The following is a 17,783-nucleotide window of genomic DNA, read 5'->3' as shown; positions in this document are numbered from 1 at the left end:
CTCGACCCCGATCCCCGCACGCTCGACGCCATCGACCCCCAGCTGCGGGCCGCGATCGGGCGGATCGCCCGGGTGCCGCAGCTCCTGGTCGCCTGCGACTACGACGGCACGCTCGCGCCGATCGTGGAGGACCCCACCAAGGCCGTCCCGCTCCCCGAGTCGGTCGCCGCCGTCCGCGCGCTCGCCTCGCTGCCGCAGACCACCGTCGCGGTCGTCTCCGGCCGGGCGCTGCGGGACCTCGCCACGCTCTCCCGGCTCCCCAGCGAGGTACACCTGGTCGGCAGCCACGGCTCCGAGTTCGACATCGGATTCGTCGAGCGTCTCTCCCCCGAGCTGATCGAGATCCGTACCCGGCTCCGCAACGAGCTGCGCCGCATCGTCGCCGCCTGGCCACAGGTACGGCTGGAGAGCAAGCCGGCGAGCGTCGCGGTGCACACCCGGGGCACCACACCCGAGGTCGCGGCCCAGGTGGTCGCCGCCGTCGAGGCCGGGCCGGCGAGCTGGCCCGACGTCACGGTGACCCGGGGCAAGGAGGTCATCGAGATATCGGTGATCCCGACCAACAAGGGTACGGCCCTGGAGCAGCTGCGTACCCAGCTTTCGGCGAGCGCGGCGCTGTTCATCGGGGACGACGTCACGGACGAGAACGCGTTCGCCACGCTGCACGGGCCGGACGTGGGCATCAAGATCGGCCCCGGCGAGACGCGGGCGAACTTCCGGATCGCCGAGCCGGTCGACGCCGCCCGGGTCCTCGGCCTGCTGCTCGAGGTCCGCCGCACCTGGCTCTTCGGCGAACGCGCGGTGCCGATCGAGCGGCACTCGATGCTGTCGAACGGGCGTACCGTCGCGCTGGTCACGCCGGAGGCGAACATCACCTGGCTCTGCCACCCCAAGCCCGACTCGCCGGCGATCTTCGCCGACCTGGTCGGCGGCGCCCCGGCCGGGCACTTCAGCATCGCCCCGGAGCGGGGCGGGCTTCCCCTCGGGCAGCGCTACCGCCCCGGCACGATGACGGTGGAGACCCGCTGGTCGGGACTGACCGTCACCGACTGGCTGGACCGGCCCTCCAGTGTCGGCGTACCGAGCGGATCCGCCGTGATCAGCGGCGACTCCACGCTGATCCGGGTGGTCACCGGCACCGGCCGGGTCCGGCTGGTCTTCGCCCCCCGGCCGGAGTTCGGCCAGGTCGCCGTCCAGCTGCAGCCGCTCGGCGACGGGCTGCTGGTGCTCGGCTCCAACGAGCCGATCGCGCTCTACTCCCCCGGCGTCGAGTGGGAGATCTCCGACGACGGCGGCTACGAGACCGCCCGGGCGGTGGTCGACCTCGCCGCCGCCGGCGGTTCGATCACCTGCGAGCTGCGGTTCGGCTCGCACAGCCTGGCCCACCACCAGGTGTCGGTGCAGGAACGCCAGGCCCGGGCCGAGCAGCCGTGGCGGGACTGGCTCGCCACACTCCGGCTGCCGACCACCGCCCGCGATCTGGTCGCGCGCAGCGCGCTGACCCTGCGCGGCCTCTGTCACGAGGCCACGGGGTCGATTCTCGCCGCCGCGACCACCTCGCTGCCGGAGGAGCTGGGCGGGGTCCGCAACTGGGACTACCGCTACTGCTGGCTGCGCGACGCCGCGATGACCGCGCGGGCCCTGGTCGACCTCGGCTCGCTGGCCGAGGCCGAGGCGTTCCTGCGCTGGGTCGACGGCTGCATCGAACGCACCGGCGGACACCCGGAACGGCTGCACCCGCTCTACACGGTGGACGGCTACGAACTCGGCGCCGAGGCGGTCATCGACACCCTGCCCGGGTACGCCGGCTCCCGGCCGGTCCGGGTCGGTAACCTCGCCAACCACCAGCTCCAGCTCGACGTCTTCGGGCCGATCGCGGACCTGCTGGCCGCGGTCGCCGACCTGCGTGGCTCGGTCCGCGACACGGAGTGGCGGGTGCTGGAGAACATGGTCGAGGCGGTGGCCCGGCGCTGGCACGAGCCCGACCACGGGCTCTGGGAGGCCCGCCTGCCGCCCCGGCACCACGTCTACTCCAAGGTCATGTGCTGGATGACGGTGGACCGGGCGCTGCACCTGGTGCGCCGGCACGGTGACGGGGACCGGCCCGAGTGGGTCGAGCTGCGCGACCGGATCGGGCACAACGTGCTGGAGTTCGGCTGGCACGAGGGGGCCGGCGCGTACACGGTCGCGTACGGCGAGGAGGAGATGGACGCCTCCTCGCTGTGGATCGGCCTGTCCGGGCTGCTTCCCAACGACGACCCGCGGTTCCTGGCCACCGTGCTGAAGGTCGAGGCCGACCTGCGCAGCGGGCCGGTCGTCTACCGCTATCACTGGGACGACGGCCTGCCGGGCCGGGAGGGCGGTTTCCACATCTGCACGGCCTGGCTGATCGAGGCGTACCTGCGCACCGGCCGGCGCGGTGACGCGGAGGAGCTCTTCGCCCAGATGGTCGACACCGCCGGCCCGACCGGGCTGCTCCCCGAGCAGTACGACCCGATCTCCGAGCGGGGACTGGGCAACCACCCGCAGGCGTACAGCCACCTCGGTCTGATCCGCTGCGCCCTGCTGTTGGACGACATGCTCAAGGCCTGAGCGGGCGTCCACCGACGTTGATCATGGGGTTGCCGCCGCTCCCCCGCGGGGCTCCGGCGGCAACTCCGTGATCAACCGGACGAAGCAATCAACCGGACGAGAACGCGATCAACCGGACGACGGCACGGCGAGCGGTCCGGCCGCGCCGGCCAGGACGTCCACCACGGGTCCGACGACCACCACCGCCGGGGGCCGCATCCCGGCCGCCGGGGCCTCGTCCGCGACCGTCGCCAGCGTCGACCGGAGCACCCGCTGGGCGCCGGTCGTCCCCTCCTGCACCACCGCCGCCGGGGTCTCCGGTGGCCGCCCGTGCGCCCGCAGCGCGGCGGCGATCGCCGCCAGGTTGTGCAGCCCCATCAGCACGACCAGGGTGCCGCGTAGCCGGGCCAGCGCCGCCCAGTCGACCAGGGAGTCCGGGTGGTCGGGCGGCAGGTGGCCGGAGACGACGGTGAACTCGTGCGCCACCCCGCGGTGGGTGACCGGGATCCCGGCCGCCGCCGGGGCGGCGATCGGGCTGCTCACCCCGGGCACCACCGTCACCGGGATCCCCGCCGCGGCGCAGGCGAGCAGCTCCTCGCCGCCGCGTCCGAAGACGTACGGGTCGCCGCCCTTGAGGCGTACCACGGCGGCGCCGGCCAGCGCCCGTTCCACCAGGATCCGGTTGATCTCCTCCTGGGTGGCGGCCGGCCCGTGCGGGATCTTCGTGGCGTCCACCAGCTCCACCTCGGGCCGGAGTTCGTCGAGGAGCAGCCCCGGCACCAGCCGGTCCGCCACCACCACGTCCGCCTCGGCGAGCAGCCGCCGGCCGCGTACCGTGATCAGCTCGGGGTCGCCGGGACCGGCGCCGACCAGCGCGACCGTCCCGATCCGCCGGCCCGCCGGGCCAGGAGCGGCCGGAGCGGCCGGGGCCGGCCGGCCGTCGGGACCGGCCAGCCCGGGGGCAGCCGTCCCGGACCCAGCGGTCGGCTTCGGGCCGGTGCCGGGAAGGGTCCCCTCGGTCAGGCCCGTCCGGATCGCGTCCCGGAGCGCCACGGCGCGCCGCGGGTCGCCACCGCCGAGCACGGCGACCGTCAGCGGGCCGTGCCGGGCCACCGCCGGGGTCCAGGCGGTCGCGGCCTCCCGGTCGTCGGCGCGGACGCAGAAGATGCGGCGCTCGGCCGCTGCGGCACTGACCGCCGCGGCGGCGACCGGGTCGTCGACCGCGACGTGGACCAGCCAGGCACCGTCGAGATCCGCCGGCTCGAAGCGACGGGGGATCCAGCGCAGCCGGCCCGCGCCGGCCCGGTCCCGCAGGGCCGGGGTGAGGTCCGGCGACACCACGACCACCTCGGCACCCACCTCCAGCAGGGCCGGAATCCGCCGGGTCGCCACCGCCCCACCGCCGACCACGAGGACACGTCGTCCGGCAAGCCGCAGCGCCAGCGGATACAGGGTCATTTCTCCGAGACTCCCGCCGAGTCGAAGGTCGCCACCTCGTGGAGAACCCGGACGGCGCCAGCGACGACCGGGAAGGCGAGCAGGGCGCCGGTGCCCTCGCCGAGCCGTAGGCCCAGATCGATTATCGGCGGCAGCCCCAGCCGCTCCAAGCCGGCGGTCGCGCCCGGCTCGGCCGACCGGTGCCCGGCGACCAGCGCATGGACCGCGTCCGGGGCGAGCGCCACCGCGGTCAGGGCCGCCGCCACCGCGCTCACCCCGTCGAGCAGGACCGGGGTACGCCGCGCGGCGCCCCCGAGGATGAACCCGGCGAGCGCCGCGTGCTCCAGTCCGCCCACCGCCGCCAGGACGCCGAGCGGGTCGGCCGGATCCGGCCGGTGCCGGGCCAGCGCCCGCCGGACCACCTCGACCTTCCGGGCGTACGTCTCGTCGTCCACGCCGGTGCCCCGCCCGGTGACCTCGGCCGGGTCGGCCCCGGTGAAGACGGCGATCAGCGCCGCCGCCGGCGTGGTGTTGCCGATCCCCATGTCCCCGGTGACCAGGATCCCGGCTCCGGCGTCACACAGCTCGTCGGCCACCCGGATCCCGACCTCGACGGCGCGACGCGCCTCCGCCCGGGTCAGCGCCGGTTCCACGGTCATGTCCCGGCTGCCGGGGCGGACGGTGGCGGTGATCAACCGGGGCGCGTCGAGACCGGCCGGGACGGCACCCGGCTCCGGGCCGGCCGGGGTGTGCGGACGCGCCTCCCCGGGAGACGTCTGCGGTGCCAGGGGCGTCTGCCGTACCCCCACGTCGACGACGGTGACCGAGGCGCCGGTCTGCCGGGCGAAGGCGTTCACGACGGCACCGCCGGCCAGGAAGTTCGCCACCATCTGGGCGGTCACCTCCTGCGGCCAGGGGGTGACCCCCTGCGCGTGTACCCCGTGGTCGGCGGCGAAGATCGCTACGGCCGCCGGCTCGGGCAGCGGCGGCGGGCAGGCTCCGGCGAGGCCGGCCAGGCGTACCGAGAGCTCCTCCAGGGCGCCGAGCGAGCCGGCCGGCTTGGTGAGCCGGCTCTGCAGTGCACGGGCCGCCGCCATCGCGGACTCGTCGCACGGACCGATCGCCGCGAGGGTACGTTCCAGCATCAGACCTCCAGAATCTCGGCGAGCGTGGCCACGAACCGGTCGGTCGTGGCGGTGTCCCGGACCGCCACGCGCAGCCAGTCGGGGCCCAGCCCGGGGAAGGTGTCGCCCCGGCGTACCGCGTAGCCCCGCTCGCGCAGCGCCAGGCGGACCCGGGCGGCGCCGGGGATGTGGAGCAGGACGAAGGCGCTGGCCGGGGTGCCCGCGACGCGTACCGGGGCAAGCTCGCCGAGCCGGCGGACCAGGTGGGCGCGGTCGGCCGCGAGCCGCGCGGCGATCCGACGCTCGGCGGCGACGGCGACGGGGCTGGCGCAGGCGACGGCCGCGGCGAGGGCGGGGGTCGAGACGGCCCAGAGCGGTTGTACGGCGGCCAGGCGCGCGACCAGGTCCGCCGGGCCGAGGAGGTAGCCGATCCGCAGACCGGCGAGTCCCCAGGTCTTGGTGAGGCTGCGGACCACCACCAGCCCGGGCAGGTCACGGCGGGCCGCCAGCGACTCGGGCTCCCCGCGGTCAGGCCGGTCCGGCGCGAGGGTGGTGTCGGCGAAGGCCTCGTCGACGACCAGGACCCGGCCCGGCCGGGCCAGTGCCGCGACGGTCTCCGCCGGGTGCAGCACCGATGTCGGGTTCGTCGGATTGCCCAGGACGACCAGGTCCGCGTCGGGCGGCACGCGTGCCGGGTCCAGCCGGAAGCCGTCCCCCGCGGAAAGGATCACCCGGTCGACCCGGTGCCCGGCCGCGCGCAACGCCGCCTCGGGTTCGGTGAACTGGGGGTGGACGACCACCGGGCGGTACGCCCCGCGCAGCGCCTGGGCCAGCAGCACGAAGCCCTCGGCCGCCCCGGCGGTGAGCAGCACCTCGGCCTCGGGGCGGCGGTGCCGGGCGGCGACGGCGGCCCGGGCGGGTCGCGGGTCGGGGTAGGCCGCCAGGTTGTCCAGCGCGGCGACGATCGGGGTCCGCAGCCAGTCCGGCATCGGCTGGTGTTGGACGTTGACCGCGAGGTCCACCAGGCCGGGCGCCACCTCGGCGTCCCCGTGGTGCCCGAGATCGGGACCGTCGTCCGGCCGCGTCGCGCTCCGGTCCGGGTCCGCGACCCCGTCGGGATCGGCGTCGCTCGGGGTACGGGACGCGGTGGCGGGCGGCGGGCACATGAGCGAGATCCTGCCGAAGCCGGGGGACGGCGGCCAGTGGCGCCAACCCGAGGCATCGGGAGTCGTCGCACTCGCCGATCGGCCGACCGGCAGATTCGCGAATCTTTATCATGATTTTCCGGGCAATATCATAACTTGAGGTTGTGACCAACCCCACCCGCTCAGCACCTGGTCGACTCGTACCCCTCCTCCGCGCCGGACTCATCGGCGGCGTCGTCGTGGCCGCGGCATTGTTCCCCTTCGCCGCGGCCGGCGGCCTCGCCGCGAAGGCCGGCGCGGAGCTGGTCGACAAGACCCCGGCCGACCTGCTCGCCGCCGCGCCCGCGCAGACCAGCTACGTCTACGCCGCCGACGGCACCACCCTGATCACCACCTTCTACGAGGAGCACCGACGCTACGTCCCGCTCTCCCAGATCTCGCCCTGGATGCAGCAGGCGATCGTGGCGGCCGAGGACACCCGGTTCTACGAGCACAGCGGCGTCGACCCGAAGGGCATCATCCGGGCCTTCGTCGCCAACCAGCAGGCCGGCGGCGTCTCGCAGGGCGCCTCGACGCTCACCATGCAGTACGTCCGGATGGCGCTGCGGGACAGCGCGAAGACCCCGATGGAGGTGCGACAGGCCACCGAGCAGACCAGCCTGCGCAAGCTCCGGGAGATCCGCCTCGCCATCGACCTGGAGAAGGAGACGACCAAGGGCGAGATCCTGGAGCGCTACCTCAACTCGGCCTACTTCGGACACCGCGCCTACGGCATCTACTCCGCGTCCGAGATCTTCTTCTCGAAGCGTCCCAGCGACCTGACCCCGGTCGAGGCCGCCACCCTCGCCGGCCTGGTCAAGGCACCGACGGCGTACGACCCGGCCAGCTCGGACCAGAAGGCCGCCACCGACCGGCGCAACTACGTGCTGGAGCGCATGCGCGAGATGGGCTACCTCTCCGCGTCGCAGACGGCGACGGCCCAGGCCGAGCCGATCCGGCTCCGGCTGAGCAGCCCGCCCAACGACTGCATGTCGGTGCCGAAGCAGCACAACGGGTGGGGCTTCTTCTGCGACTACCTGAAGGCGTGGTGGGCGACCCAGCCCGCCTTCGGCCGGAACTCGCTGGAACGCCTCGACCGGCTGCGGCGGGGCGGCTACACGATCGTGACGAGCCTGGACCCGAAGTTCCAGGAGATCGCCGAACAGCAGATCCTGGCCGACGAGTCGGCGCGCAGCCCGTTCGCGCACGGCCTGGTGGCGGTCGAACCGGGCACCGGGTACGTCAGGTCCATGGCGGTCAACCGCGTCTACTCGCTGGACCAGAGCAACAACGGCCCGCACTCCGACCCGAGCAAGCGCGGCAAGATCAAGGGCAACTATCCGAACACGGTGGTCCCGCTCCTCGGCGGTGGGGATCTCCCCGGCTACCAGGCGGGGTCGACGTTCAAGATGTTCACCATGCTCGCCGCGCTCGACGCCGGGCTGCCGCTCTCCACGTCGTTCAACTCCCCACACCGGTTCGTCTCGATCTATCCCGACGGCAGCGGCGGCCCGACCGACTGCGGCGGCTACTGGTGCCCGTCGAACGCCAGCGGGGCGATGAGCGGCGTCCAGACCATGTGGTCCGGGTTCGGCAAGTCGGTCAACACCTACTTCGTCTGGCTGTTGCAGCAGGTCGGCGCGGAGAACGTCGTCCGGCTCGCCGAACGGCTGGGCCTCCAGTGGCGGACCGAGGTGGACAAGCGGCTCGCCTCCCCGGACCACGCCAACCGGTGGGGCGCGTTCACCCTCGGCACCTCGGACGTGACCCCGCTGGAGATGGCGAACGCGTACGCCGCGGTCGCGGCCGAGGGGCGGTTCTGCGAGGCGCTGCCGGTGCTCTCGATCACCAACCCGGACGGCACCCCGGCGACGTATCGGACCGGGTCGGGAATGGACCTGGAGATCGCCAGTCCCCGGTGTAGCCAGGAGGTGAGCCCGGACGCGGCCCGGGCCGCCACCGACGCCGCCCGCTGCCCTACCGGGGACACTCCGGCCCGCGGATCCTGCGGCGGCTGGTCCACCGCCGACTCCGTCCGGGGTACGGTCGGCCGGCCGGTCGCCGGCAAGACCGGTACCACCGACAGCGACCGGGCGGCCTGGTTCGTCGGGTACACCCCGGAACTGGCCGTGGCGAGCTTCCTCTCCGACCCGGACAGCCCGATGAACGCGGTCGGCGGGGGACAGTCGGACAAGCCGATCCACGCGGTCGCCGGCTTCCTCCGGGATGCGCTGAAGGACCAGCCGGTACGCCAGTTCACCCCGCCGTCCGACGAGATGGTCGGATGAGGCGATCGGCGGATGATGCGGATGGTCGGGTGATTCGGGTGGCCGGGTTCCGTCGTCGGCGGCGGTCGGGGCGTGCGGGTCGCCGGGTCAGCGGTGCAGGTCGGCGGCCACCAGCGACCAGACCTCCAGGTCGACCCGACCACTGTGGACGTACCCGGCGTTGCGTAGCAACCCCTCGTAGGTGAAGCCGGCCTTCTCGGCCACGCGTCGGGAGGCGATGTTGCCCGGCGCCACCCGCACCTCCAGCCGCTGGAAGCCGTGTTCGAGGATCAGCGCCACCGCCAGCGCGTCGACCGCCTCGGCGGCCAGGCCGAAGCCGCGCGCCTCCGGCGCCATCGCGTACGACACCTCGGTGATCCGGCCGCCCCAGTCGGTCCGTTTCGTCCAGAGGCAGCCGACGAGCCGGTCGTCCTCGCGCCGGATCACGCCGTAGTGGTCGCCGTTGCCGCTGTCCCGCCGTTCCTGGGCCATCTCGGTGCACCAGGCCAGCCCGTCGATCTGCCCCTGATCCCGTTGCAGGGGCAGCCAGCGCTGGGTCTGCTTGTCGGCGAAGATCGCCGAGACCGCCTCGGCGTCGTCGGCGCAGAGCGGTCGGACGTGTACCCGGGGCGTCGAGACGGTCAGGCTCGGGAACCGGCGTACCGCCACCTCGCCGCTCATTCCGCGGACCCGCTTTCATCCGACGGGTCGGCGGGCGGGGGTCCGGCGGGTGGCACCGCCGCCGGGGACACGGGCGGCACGTCCGGCGGCACGGCCGGGGGTACCGCCGCCGGGGCCGCCTGGGCCGGGGCGGCGGGCGAGACCGGTACGCCGCCCACCGGCCCGGCGGGCGAGACCGGGGCGGGTTTCCGGGACGGGGTGGGCGGGACCGGGGCGTCCCGCTCCGGCCCGGCGGCGCCCGCGGCGGGCGAGACGGGTGCCGCGGCGGGCTCACCCCGGCCGGGGCCGCCCGGCGACCCGGAGGTGACCGCTGGTCCGCCGTCGACCGGGGCTTTGGGTCGGGCCGCCTCCGCCCCGGACGGGGCGGGCCGCGCCGGCGCTCTCGGCCCGGCCGGCGGGACGGGGCCCGCCGGCGGAACCGGGGCGCTGGGCGCCGCACCGGCCGGCGTACCGGGCCGGGTAGTCGGACCAGCCGACGCGGGACCGGTCGGCGCGGCCGCACCGGCCGGCGAGACCGGACGCGCCGGCGCACCCACACCCGCCGGCGAGACCGGACGAGTCGGACCGGAACCGGGCGCTGCCGGAGCCGCGGACGGGGCGGGACCGGCGGTCCGGGCCGGCGGCCCGGCGAGCGCCGCCGCCACCAGACGCCGGGCGATGCCGGGACTGCTCGCCCAGTGCAGCATCAGCTGCGAGGCGTGGACCCGGCGCCAGACGAACCCCTCCGGCGGACCACCACCCCAGCTCCACGCGGGGGTCTGCCCCGCCCGCGGGTTGAGGACGCCCCGGTGCTGCTTGTAGCCGACGACCCGGGTGCCGACCCGGGCCACCGGCGAGTCGGCCCGGGCGGTCGCCTCCCGGTAGCCGACCACGGTCCGGTCCAGGCTCGTCCCGACCGCCGGCAGCACCCCGCACATCGGGCGGCCGTCGAACTCCCGGGCCAGCCAGAGCAGGCCCGCCCCCTCCGCGATGACCGGCCGGCCGGTCCGGGCCAGCTCCGCGACCGCGATGCAGAGCCGCCGGTTCGCCGACAGCTCCTCCCCGTACGTCTCGGGTAGCGCGCCGCCGATCACCAACGCGTCGGTCCCCGGCGGCAGCGCCTCGTCGCGGAGCGGATCGAGGGTCACCACCTCGGCACCCGCCGCCGTCAGGAGTTCCGCCGTCTCGGCGTACGAGTACGACAGCGCCGGGCCACCGGCCAGCGCGACCACGGGGCGCCGCCGGGGCTCGCCGCCCGGGCCGGGCTGGGCCTCGCCCACCTCCTGCGGCGCCGACCACGCCTCGACCGGCACCCGGGGCGCGGACCGGGCGAGCGCGAGGAGCCGGTCGAGGTCGAGCGCGCCCGCGACCGCCTCCCCGAGCCGGCGGATCCCCCGGTACGCCTCGACCCCGCGCTGCATCACCGGCACCACCCCGTGCTGCCGGGACGGGAGTACGGCGGGCAGGTCACGCCGCCGCAGCGCGCCGAAGACCGGTACGCCGATGTCGTCGAGCGCGTCCCGGAGCAGTTGCTCGTGCCGGTCCGAGGCGACCCGGTTCAGGATCACCCCGCCGAGCCAGAGCATCTCGTCGTACGCCCGGAAGCCGTGCGCGAGCGCGGCCACCGACTGCCCCATCGCGGCGACGTCGACGACGAGGACGACCGGCGCGCGTACCGCGGTCGCGATGGCCGCGGTCGACTCGGTCTCGGGCCGCCCGGCCAGGCTGTCGAAGAGTCCCATCGTCCCCTCGACGACCGCGATGTCGACGTCGGCGGCGCCGTGCGCGAAGAGCGGGGCGATCCGCTGCGGCCCGACCAGGCGGGGATCGAGGTTGCGGCCGAGGCGCCCGGCGGCCATCCCGAGGTAGGCCGCGTCGGTGTGGTCGGGCCCGACCTTGAACCCGGCGGCCTTCAGTCCGCGGTTGGCGAGGGCGGCGAGCAGGCCGACCGCGATCGCGGTCTTGCCGTGCCCGGACGACGGTGCGCTCACCACTACGCGCGGCACGGCGATCATGGTCGGCTCCTCGGGGCGCGGGCACCGGCCCGGTCCCCGGGCGGTGCGGACGGCGGCGGTACGGGGGGCGACACGGTCGGATCCGTCGATCGGACCGACCGGCCGTGAGGATACCCGTCGACCGCCCGTCGGCAGGGGCGCCGAGCCGGCCGCGTGGCGCCGTGCCGCGCCTCCGGTCACCATCCCGTCGTCGCCGGACCGGCGCTGCTCCGGCGCCCACCTGGTCGGCCGCGACGCCGGCCCGGGTAGCCTCGGGTCGTGTACCGGTTCCTGCTCACGCCCCGCTGGCTGGGCATTCTCGCGCTGACCCTGGCCGCCTCGGCGGTCATGGTGCTGCTCGGCACCTGGCAGCTGCACCGGTACCAGGAGCGGGCGGCGATCAACGACCGGATCGACGCCACCGCGCGCATGACGCCGGTGCCGCTGGACCAGGTCGTCCCGGCGCCGGACGGCGCGGCCGGGTCGGTGGGTGCGGCGCCGCCGGCCGACGCGGCCTGGACCCGGGTCACGGTCACCGGCCGGTACGACGACAGCCGGTCGATCCTGGTCCGCAACCGTACGGTGGAGAGCCGGGTCGGCTTCGAGGTGTTGACCCCGCTGGTGCTGGCGGACGGCACCGCGGTCCTGGTGGATCGGGGCTGGATCCCGCCGGTCCCGGGTGGTAACGCGACGGCCCGGCCGGAGGTGCCGGCGGCGCCCTCGGGCGAGGTGACCGTGATCGGCCGGGTGCACCTGTCCGAGAGCAAACCGGACGCGGTCGTTCCCCGGGACGGGCGACTGGAGACCCGGCGGATCGCCGTGCCGACGTTGGCGCGGGAGCTGCCGTACCCGCTCTACCACGGCTATCTGCTGCTGGACGAGCAGACGCCGCCCGCCGATCCGGCCTTCTCGCCGATCCCGATCGGCCACGAGAACGACTGGCAGAACGCCGGGTACGTCGTCCAGTGGTGGCTCTTCGCGCTGCTGGCCCTGGTCGGTTTCGGTTGGGCGGCCCGGCGCGAGGCCCGGGGCGAGACCGGCGGAGGTCCGGCCGACCGCACCGCCGACGCCCGCCGGTCGGACGGACGCCGGGCGCGGGCTCCCGAGCCGCTCGACCTGGCCGCCGCGCCGTCGCTGGACCGGGCCGCCACGGATCGGGCGGCCGCGGACCGGGCCGCCACGGACCGGGTCGGCTGACCGCCGGATCCGTCGCCGAAATCGGACTCCGGGGCGGATACCCGGCTGTCGGGCCGGCGCGCGGTCCCGCTAGGGTCTGCGAGACAGATTCGGGTGGCGTGGGGAAGGAGTCGAGATGAGCGTGGACCCGAACAATGCGGGGACGTCGGATCCTACGGCGCCGATAACCGGTGCGGCAGCGTCGGACCCCACGTCCTCGCCGACCGGTGCGGCGTCGGAGCTCACTCCCCCGCCGACCGACCCGTGGCCGACCGGAAACACGTCCTCGCCCGCGACGCCGCCACCGCCGCAGCCGCCGACGTACACGCTGCCGCCGCAGCCGCCCGCCTCGCCGGCGACTCCGGCACCGGCGTACCCGCCGGCGCCGGCCTATCCGGGCGGCGTGCCGCCGGTCAGCGTGCCCCCGGTCAGCGGATCGCCGGTCAGCGGATCGCCGGTCAGCACACCGCCGGGGAGCCTCGTCCCGGCCGGGGGCGGGCAGTGGCAGCAGCCCGGCCCGGTGGTGGCGCAGATCGGCGAGATCACGGTGACCTCGACGACGGTACGCACCCCGAGTGGCGAGATGCCGCTCGCCGGCTCGCAGTGGCACGTCGCGGACTTCTGGCAGTCCGAGCAGAAGACCCCGACCTGGGCGATCGTCCTCGCGATCGTGGGCTTCTGCGTGCTGACCGTGCTCAGCCTCCTCTTCCTGCTGGTCAAGGAGACCGTGTACCGCGGCGTGGTCCAGGTGACCGTGACCAACGGCAGCCGGCAGTACGTGGCCCGGATCCCGGTCACCAGCCAGCAGCAGGTCCACACCATTCACCAGCAGGTCAACTACGTCCGTTCGCTCGCCGCGGCCTGAGCGCGCGGCGCGTCCGCCCGGCGCGGCCACGTAACGAATCGGCGGCGCCGGGCGGCGAACGAGCTTGATCGCCGGAGACGGGCATCCGTCTCCGGGTGTGGTCGGGTGGCGGGATGCCGCACCGGCTACCCGGCGACCTCGGCGAAGAACCGGCGCAGGGCGTCCGCGACGAGTTCGGGTGCGGTCGACGTCACGAAGTGCGACTGCCCGGGCCAGCTGATCCGGCGCGCCCGGGGCATCGCCGGCGCGAGGGCGTCCAGTGTGCTCGGCATCGGCTCCCAGGTGTCGGCGCCCTGCATCAGCAGGGTCGGCACGGTGATGGCGGACCAGCGGGTCAGGTCCGTGCTGTCCGCGGCGAGCGCTTCGAGATCGTGCGGCCAGCCGACCGCCACGCGCCGTGCCTCGGCCGGGGCGGGCCGCCGGTCACCGGCCGCGGCGGCGAACGCCGCGACAATCTCCGCCGGAACCCGGGTCACCTCGTTGCGCACCGCGGCCATCGCCGGGGCGTCGTCCCGTTCGAGGGCGGCACGGTACCGGTCGAGCAGGGGCACGGTCTGCGGCCCGGCCGCGAACAGCGGCGGCTCGAAGATGGCGAGCGACCGCAGGTCGCGCGGGTCCGCCGCCGCGGTGTGCAGGGCCAGAATCGCGCCGTAGGAGGCGCCGACCAGGTGCACCGGCCGGCCCGAGGACTCCCGGGCCGCCTCGACGACCGCGTACGTCGGCGACCTCGTCGGGAAACGACGTGGGTCCGGACGGGACGTCGCTGGGGCCGTAGCCGCGCCGGGCCGGCATCCACAGCTCGTGGTCGTCGGCGTTGGCGGCTGCGGCTCGGGCGGAGCACGGGCGCCGGTCGGTGCCCCGGGCGAGGGCGGCACTCGTCGGGTCCGGCGGTGTCAGCGGTGTTTACTACGCTCGCCGACCATGACGCTGACGCTCGCGGCGGTGTACGCCGACGGTTGGGACGACGCGGTCGTCAACCCCCTGGCCCCCGCCGCCGCGCGGGCGCGGGACGCCGCCGGTGAGCCGTACAGTGTGGTGCTGCTCCGCACCGGCACCGGGGGAATGGCCACCGCCCCCGACGGCCGCCGGCCGTACGCCGTCCTCGACCTCGCCTGGGCCGACAACTACTGCCAGCTCGCGCGGTTCGACGCGGCCGGCCGGCGGATCTCCCGCCACGAGCTGCGCCGGACCCCGGACGGCGACCTGTTCCTGCGCGAGGTCCAGACCTGGTCCGGCCCGCCCGAGCTCGACGGGCCCGAGTTCCCGCGCGCCGCGGCCCGGCACACCACGACGTACCTGCTGGCCGGCGAGCGGACCGACATCGACGAGCCGCAGGGCGACCGGGGGCCCCGGGCGCGACTCCATTCGTCGCGAGCAGCCACCCCGACTGCCACGCCCGGACTTCGGTCGATGGCAGGCGCTGCTCGCGCTCGCCGGTGACGAGGGCTGCGAGATCGCCGAGGCGGGCGACCACGCGCTGCCGGTACGCCGCGCCGACGGTCCACCGTGGCAGCCGCCCCGGCCGCTGCGGCCAGACCAGGTCGCGGAGCTGTTCCGCGCCGGCACCGAACGCTCCATCAGGGATCGGCGGCTGCGGCTGTCCACCGCGCCCGCGGGAATGCTGCCGCTGCCGTCGGGCCGGCTGGTCGCCGCCGACCCGGCCTGGCTCCGATATGACAACGAGCCGTTCACCGTCACCGTCGCACCCGGGACGTACCCGGTGACCGTCAGCATCGCGACGTTCGTCGACGACCCCGAGCACCGCCGGATCGCCGCCGCCCGGCTCGACGTCACCGACCGTCGGGTCGTCTCGTGGGAGCTGGCGCTGCGCGACGGTCAGGATCCGCTCGACCTCGGCGCCGGGGAGTTCTTCGGCTTCGGGGTGGACGCCGGGATGGCCTGCTTCGTCGACGCCGAGGCGGCTGCCCGGCTGCCCGAACTGGATAGTGATCTCGAAACCTTCGACACCGACTCGTACGCCGTCGTCGGCGACGGCGCCGTGGTGGCCTGGGCGAGCGGTTGGGGCGACGGGGCGTACCCGACCTGGATCGGCCGGGACTCCTCCGGGGAGATCGCCTGCTTCGTCGCCGACATGCTGCTGTTTCCGCCCGCCGAGGCCGAATGACGAGGACGAGCAGTTTGACCTGCGAGCAGCGTCCCGCGCTGCTGCAGAATCACTCAGTCCAGTTCAGTGGATGGCACGGCAAGTAGGGGCGCGCTTACTCCTGCGATCTGGTCCATTCGCCGGGAATCGCACGTGTGGCCCTGTTGACGTCATCGGCCGTGCGACCGAAAGCCCACAGCCATACGTCGCCATCGTTGCGGATAAGGCAGTCGCGCATGCCGTACCAGCGAACAGGAGGCCCTTCGGGAAGCGGCCAGAAGACGTGCTCTGGAATTGCCAAGCGCGGCAAACTGTCGAGCTCGGGCGGCGCGCCTGATGCTAGTTCAGTTTGCAGGACGTTGGCTTCCGGCGAGAGCATCGCCTCATTGAACACCATCTCCAGTAAGTCAACCGAGAGTCGTTGTTGATACGAACACCACTCCGCACCAGCCTGCAAATCCTTCCAGATCACAGGAGGATCCAAATACCCTATCTCATCTACGCGGACCCCCCATTTCGCGCAGTGCTGGTTCTCCACGCGATAAACCAACACCCCCTGGTCGTCAATTTCCAGACATCGCGGGTGAACGAGGAAGTCCTGGCGCCCGATCACGTTATGACCCGCGCCCACATTCGTGAGCATCCAGCGTAGGGCCACGGGTAGCGCGAGACCGAGCCTATACTCAGCCTCGCGCACCTCATTCTCGGCCAACGAGAGGTCCAGGCCAGGTTGCGTCACGTTCCAGCTCTCGAGGAAGCTGGAGATAAGCTCACAGACCGCAGCCGCATCATCTGGCAACTCCACCAGATCGCCCGTAACGCTGAACACCTCTGTCTCACCTCACGACTAATGGGGCTGCAGCCCCACTAAATCATGACCCCTCTAAACACACATTACCCACAAACTCTATGAATCAGACACCCTCCGAGATCACCTCAAATAAAGCACCGACATCAGCGGGTGGCACAGCCAAGATGTTATCCAACCGACATCTAGTTCCTTTTGTTCATGTCGCCCCTTCGGCGTAAGAGACGGACAATACTCATTTAACCATTGCCGCTCGGCGGAATACAGTTTCTCCCAGCCACCAACAACCACATCTACGAGCGCACTTCGACGATTCGGCGTAGTCAAATGACGGGCCAAGTAGCCGATCGCCGCAAGATTCTCCGACTGAAGCGAAAGCGTTTTGAAGCTTAGACTGTTGGGGAATCTCGGAGGCGCCCCGCTCAACGCGACCTGAAGCAGCTCATACACCTGGGCCCAGCCACGATCATCACCCACGCAAGCGAGACATTTGAGTGCGTAGCGCTGGACCGACTCATTCTCGTCAGCCAAGCAGTTGACCAACACATCTGACGCTTCGACCCCGATCCTCTTACTCAGGGCGACCAGGCCGGCGCACCGCACGTCGACGTCCTCACGTTTCTCTTGTACGAGAGATCTGAGAACCGGGACCCCAAACGGCCCCTCAGCCTCACCCAACGCCGCGACGATCGTGACACGCCGTGCACGTCCAACCGCCAGCAGCGCCCGCGCCAATGCTTCGTCACCAGCGGCACCTCCGCGAACAGCTTCCGCTACACCGGCTTCGAATTCGTTAGCATCCGCTGCGTACCGCAGTTGCAACCCAATATGCGACATTCTCGCCCCTCGCGCCGACCAGTGCATCGCCTTGCTTCACCAGTTTCGTCGCCTGGCCGTCCGATGGGAACGCCACCTCGACCTCCACGAGGCACTCGTCAGCCTCGCCTGCGCCCTGATCTGCTGGATGCGTCTGATCAAGCAGATAACCTCAAGATCGTGCTAGGAGCTCTTAACAGCTACGGGAACGTCAACCTCGCCATCAAAACAGCGGGGGCTGCTCGACGAGAAAGGCATTCGTAGGTTCGCCCCATTCGCCGGCAATCACGTCGGCCAGCGCGTAACCCTCACTACGGGCCGATTGACGGAGGGCCACCGCATGATCCAGCGCCGTTGCGTCGTCCCACTGGGCGATCTTTTCGGCGTCTCGAACCTGACGCATGACATCAGCGTTCATCACAGGAGACGACCGTGACCGTCCCACCACCCGAAGTCACACCACCACGCCACCCACAACAACCCTTCCCAAACACTCACATGACGGAAACGGGGCTAGGCTCATGCTCCAGATCTTCCCGACTGTTCTCCCTCATGACCCTAGCGGACTGGACCAGCTGCTTGACCTGCGAGGCAGTGAGGAAGCTAGCGGCGGCGACCAGTTGGCCTGTCTCGAGGGTGGCACGGTACGGCCCTTGTGTAGCCGGTCCACAGTCCGGCGGCAAGCCCGCAATGACAAATAGGTCATCGACGTCCAGCTGAAGAACAGACGCAATATCCCTCAGGATCCGGGGCGTTGGCGAAAGTTTACTCATGAGC

Annotated in this window: 15 protein-coding genes; 6 read left to right on the top strand and 9 right to left on the bottom strand. The window is 73.0% G+C overall.

Features of this window, described 5'->3' with window-relative positions:
- Positions 1-30: 30 nt before the first annotated feature.
- On the top strand, positions 31-2,592 hold the full coding sequence (gene otsB / locus EF879_RS25385) for a trehalose-phosphatase (RefSeq protein ID WP_123563019.1): 2,562 nt from the start codon (positions 31-33) through the stop codon (positions 2,590-2,592).
- Positions 2,593-2,700: 108 nt separating this feature from the next.
- Here otsB and cobA read toward each other — a convergent pair whose 3' ends face one another.
- From cobA to cobC, 3 genes are read right to left on the bottom strand one after another with little or no spacing between them, the layout of a single operon-like run.
- Entirely contained in the window at positions 2,701-4,029 is a 1,329-nt protein-coding gene (gene cobA / locus EF879_RS25380; protein WP_123562929.1) for a uroporphyrinogen-III C-methyltransferase, read from the bottom strand.
- A complete protein-coding gene (locus tag EF879_RS25375; protein ID WP_123562927.1) occupies positions 4,026-5,153 on the bottom strand; it encodes a nicotinate-nucleotide--dimethylbenzimidazole phosphoribosyltransferase in 1,128 nt (375 codons plus the stop codon). Before EF879_RS25375 ends, cobA begins: the two co-directional genes overlap by 4 nt.
- Entirely contained in the window at positions 5,153-6,298 is a 1,146-nt protein-coding gene (gene cobC / locus EF879_RS25370; protein WP_123562925.1) for an Rv2231c family pyridoxal phosphate-dependent protein CobC, read from the bottom strand. The genes EF879_RS25375 and cobC overlap by 1 nt, the downstream gene beginning before the upstream one ends.
- A gap of 143 nt (positions 6,299-6,441) precedes the next feature.
- On the opposite strand from cobC, the gene EF879_RS25365 reads away from it, so the two are divergent.
- Positions 6,442-8,604: a transglycosylase domain-containing protein gene (locus EF879_RS25365; RefSeq protein WP_123562924.1), complete on the top strand. Its 2,163-nt coding sequence runs from the start codon at positions 6,442-6,444 to the stop codon at positions 8,602-8,604.
- A gap of 87 nt (positions 8,605-8,691) precedes the next feature.
- On the opposite strand, the gene EF879_RS25360 is transcribed toward EF879_RS25365, so the two are convergent.
- Both EF879_RS25360 and EF879_RS25355 read right to left on the bottom strand, forming a co-directional pair.
- Entirely contained in the window at positions 8,692-9,264 is a 573-nt protein-coding gene (locus tag EF879_RS25360) for a GNAT family N-acetyltransferase (RefSeq protein WP_123562922.1), read from the bottom strand.
- Positions 9,261-11,258, bottom strand: a complete 1,998-nt coding sequence (locus EF879_RS25355) for a cobyrinate a,c-diamide synthase (protein ID WP_123563017.1) — start codon at positions 11,256-11,258, stop codon at positions 9,261-9,263. Before EF879_RS25355 ends, EF879_RS25360 begins: the two co-directional genes overlap by 4 nt.
- A gap of 258 nt (positions 11,259-11,516) precedes the next feature.
- On the opposite strand from EF879_RS25355, the gene EF879_RS25350 reads away from it, so the two are divergent.
- Both EF879_RS25350 and EF879_RS28400 read left to right on the top strand, forming a co-directional pair.
- Positions 11,517-12,434, top strand: a complete 918-nt coding sequence (locus EF879_RS25350) for an SURF1 family protein (RefSeq protein ID WP_233604746.1) — start codon at positions 11,517-11,519, stop codon at positions 12,432-12,434.
- A 115-nt stretch (positions 12,435-12,549) separates the two neighbouring features.
- On the top strand, positions 12,550-13,278 hold the full coding sequence (locus tag EF879_RS28400) for a hypothetical protein (protein ID WP_233604745.1): 729 nt from the start codon (positions 12,550-12,552) through the stop codon (positions 13,276-13,278).
- 125 nt (positions 13,279-13,403) lie between these two features.
- Here EF879_RS28400 and EF879_RS25340 read toward each other — a convergent pair whose 3' ends face one another.
- The gene (locus EF879_RS25340) at positions 13,404-14,153 is read right to left on the bottom strand and encodes an alpha/beta fold hydrolase (protein ID WP_123562920.1); all 750 of its coding nucleotides are present in this window, start codon (positions 14,151-14,153) and stop codon (positions 13,404-13,406) included.
- A gap of 46 nt (positions 14,154-14,199) precedes the next feature.
- On the opposite strand from EF879_RS25340, the gene EF879_RS25335 reads away from it, so the two are divergent.
- On the top strand, positions 14,200-14,718 hold the full coding sequence (locus EF879_RS25335; RefSeq protein ID WP_123562918.1) for a hypothetical protein: 519 nt from the start codon (positions 14,200-14,202) through the stop codon (positions 14,716-14,718).
- A gap of 178 nt (positions 14,719-14,896) precedes the next feature.
- A complete protein-coding gene (locus tag EF879_RS25330; protein ID WP_123562916.1) occupies positions 14,897-15,403 on the top strand; it encodes a DUF4241 domain-containing protein in 507 nt (168 codons plus the stop codon).
- 94 nt (positions 15,404-15,497) lie between these two features.
- Here the strand turns inward: EF879_RS25330 and EF879_RS25325 are convergent, their stop codons facing one another.
- The 3 genes from EF879_RS25325 to EF879_RS25320 form a co-directional block, all read right to left on the bottom strand.
- Positions 15,498-16,211 (bottom strand): hypothetical protein, encoded by a 714-nt coding sequence (locus EF879_RS25325; RefSeq protein ID WP_123562914.1) that lies wholly within the window; start codon positions 16,209-16,211, stop codon positions 15,498-15,500.
- 102 nt (positions 16,212-16,313) lie between these two features.
- Positions 16,314-17,012 carry a HEAT repeat domain-containing protein gene (locus tag EF879_RS27060; RefSeq protein WP_148086553.1) on the bottom strand — a complete coding sequence of 233 codons (699 nt, stop codon included), beginning with the start codon at positions 17,010-17,012 and terminating at the stop codon, positions 16,314-16,316.
- A 217-nt stretch (positions 17,013-17,229) separates the two neighbouring features.
- Positions 17,230-17,427: a hypothetical protein gene (locus EF879_RS25320; RefSeq protein WP_123562912.1), complete on the bottom strand. Its 198-nt coding sequence runs from the start codon at positions 17,425-17,427 to the stop codon at positions 17,230-17,232.
- Between the last annotated feature and the right edge of the window lie 356 nt (positions 17,428-17,783).

It is taken from the genome of Micromonospora sp. HM5-17 (assembly GCF_003762835.1).
Taxonomy (GTDB): Bacteria; Actinomycetota; Actinomycetes; order Mycobacteriales; family Micromonosporaceae; genus Plantactinospora.
The sequence above is the reverse complement of the archived record's forward strand: the minus strand, read 5'-3'. Positions and strand labels throughout refer to the sequence as shown.

Excerpts from the sequence above, each read along its gene's own strand:
- cobA (WP_123562929.1), bottom strand. The coding sequence starts at position 4,029 with ATGACCCTGTATCCGCTGGCGCTGCGGCTTGCCGGACGACGTGTCCTC.
- EF879_RS25375 (WP_123562927.1), bottom strand. The coding sequence starts at position 5,153 with ATGCTGGAACGTACCCTCGCGGCGATCGGTCCGTGCGACGAGTCCGCG.
- cobC (WP_123562925.1), bottom strand. The coding sequence starts at position 6,298 with ATGTGCCCGCCGCCCGCCACCGCGTCCCGTACCCCGAGCGACGCCGAT.
- EF879_RS25360 (WP_123562922.1), bottom strand. The coding sequence starts at position 9,264 with ATGAGCGGCGAGGTGGCGGTACGCCGGTTCCCGAGCCTGACCGTCTCG.
- EF879_RS25355 (WP_123563017.1), bottom strand. The coding sequence starts at position 11,258 with ATGATCGCCGTGCCGCGCGTAGTGGTGAGCGCACCGTCGTCCGGGCAC.
- EF879_RS28400 (WP_233604745.1), top strand. The coding sequence starts at position 12,550 with ATGAGCGTGGACCCGAACAATGCGGGGACGTCGGATCCTACGGCGCCG.
- EF879_RS25335 (WP_123562918.1), top strand. The coding sequence starts at position 14,200 with ATGACGCTGACGCTCGCGGCGGTGTACGCCGACGGTTGGGACGACGCG.
- EF879_RS25330 (WP_123562916.1), top strand. The coding sequence starts at position 14,897 with ATGCTGCCGCTGCCGTCGGGCCGGCTGGTCGCCGCCGACCCGGCCTGG.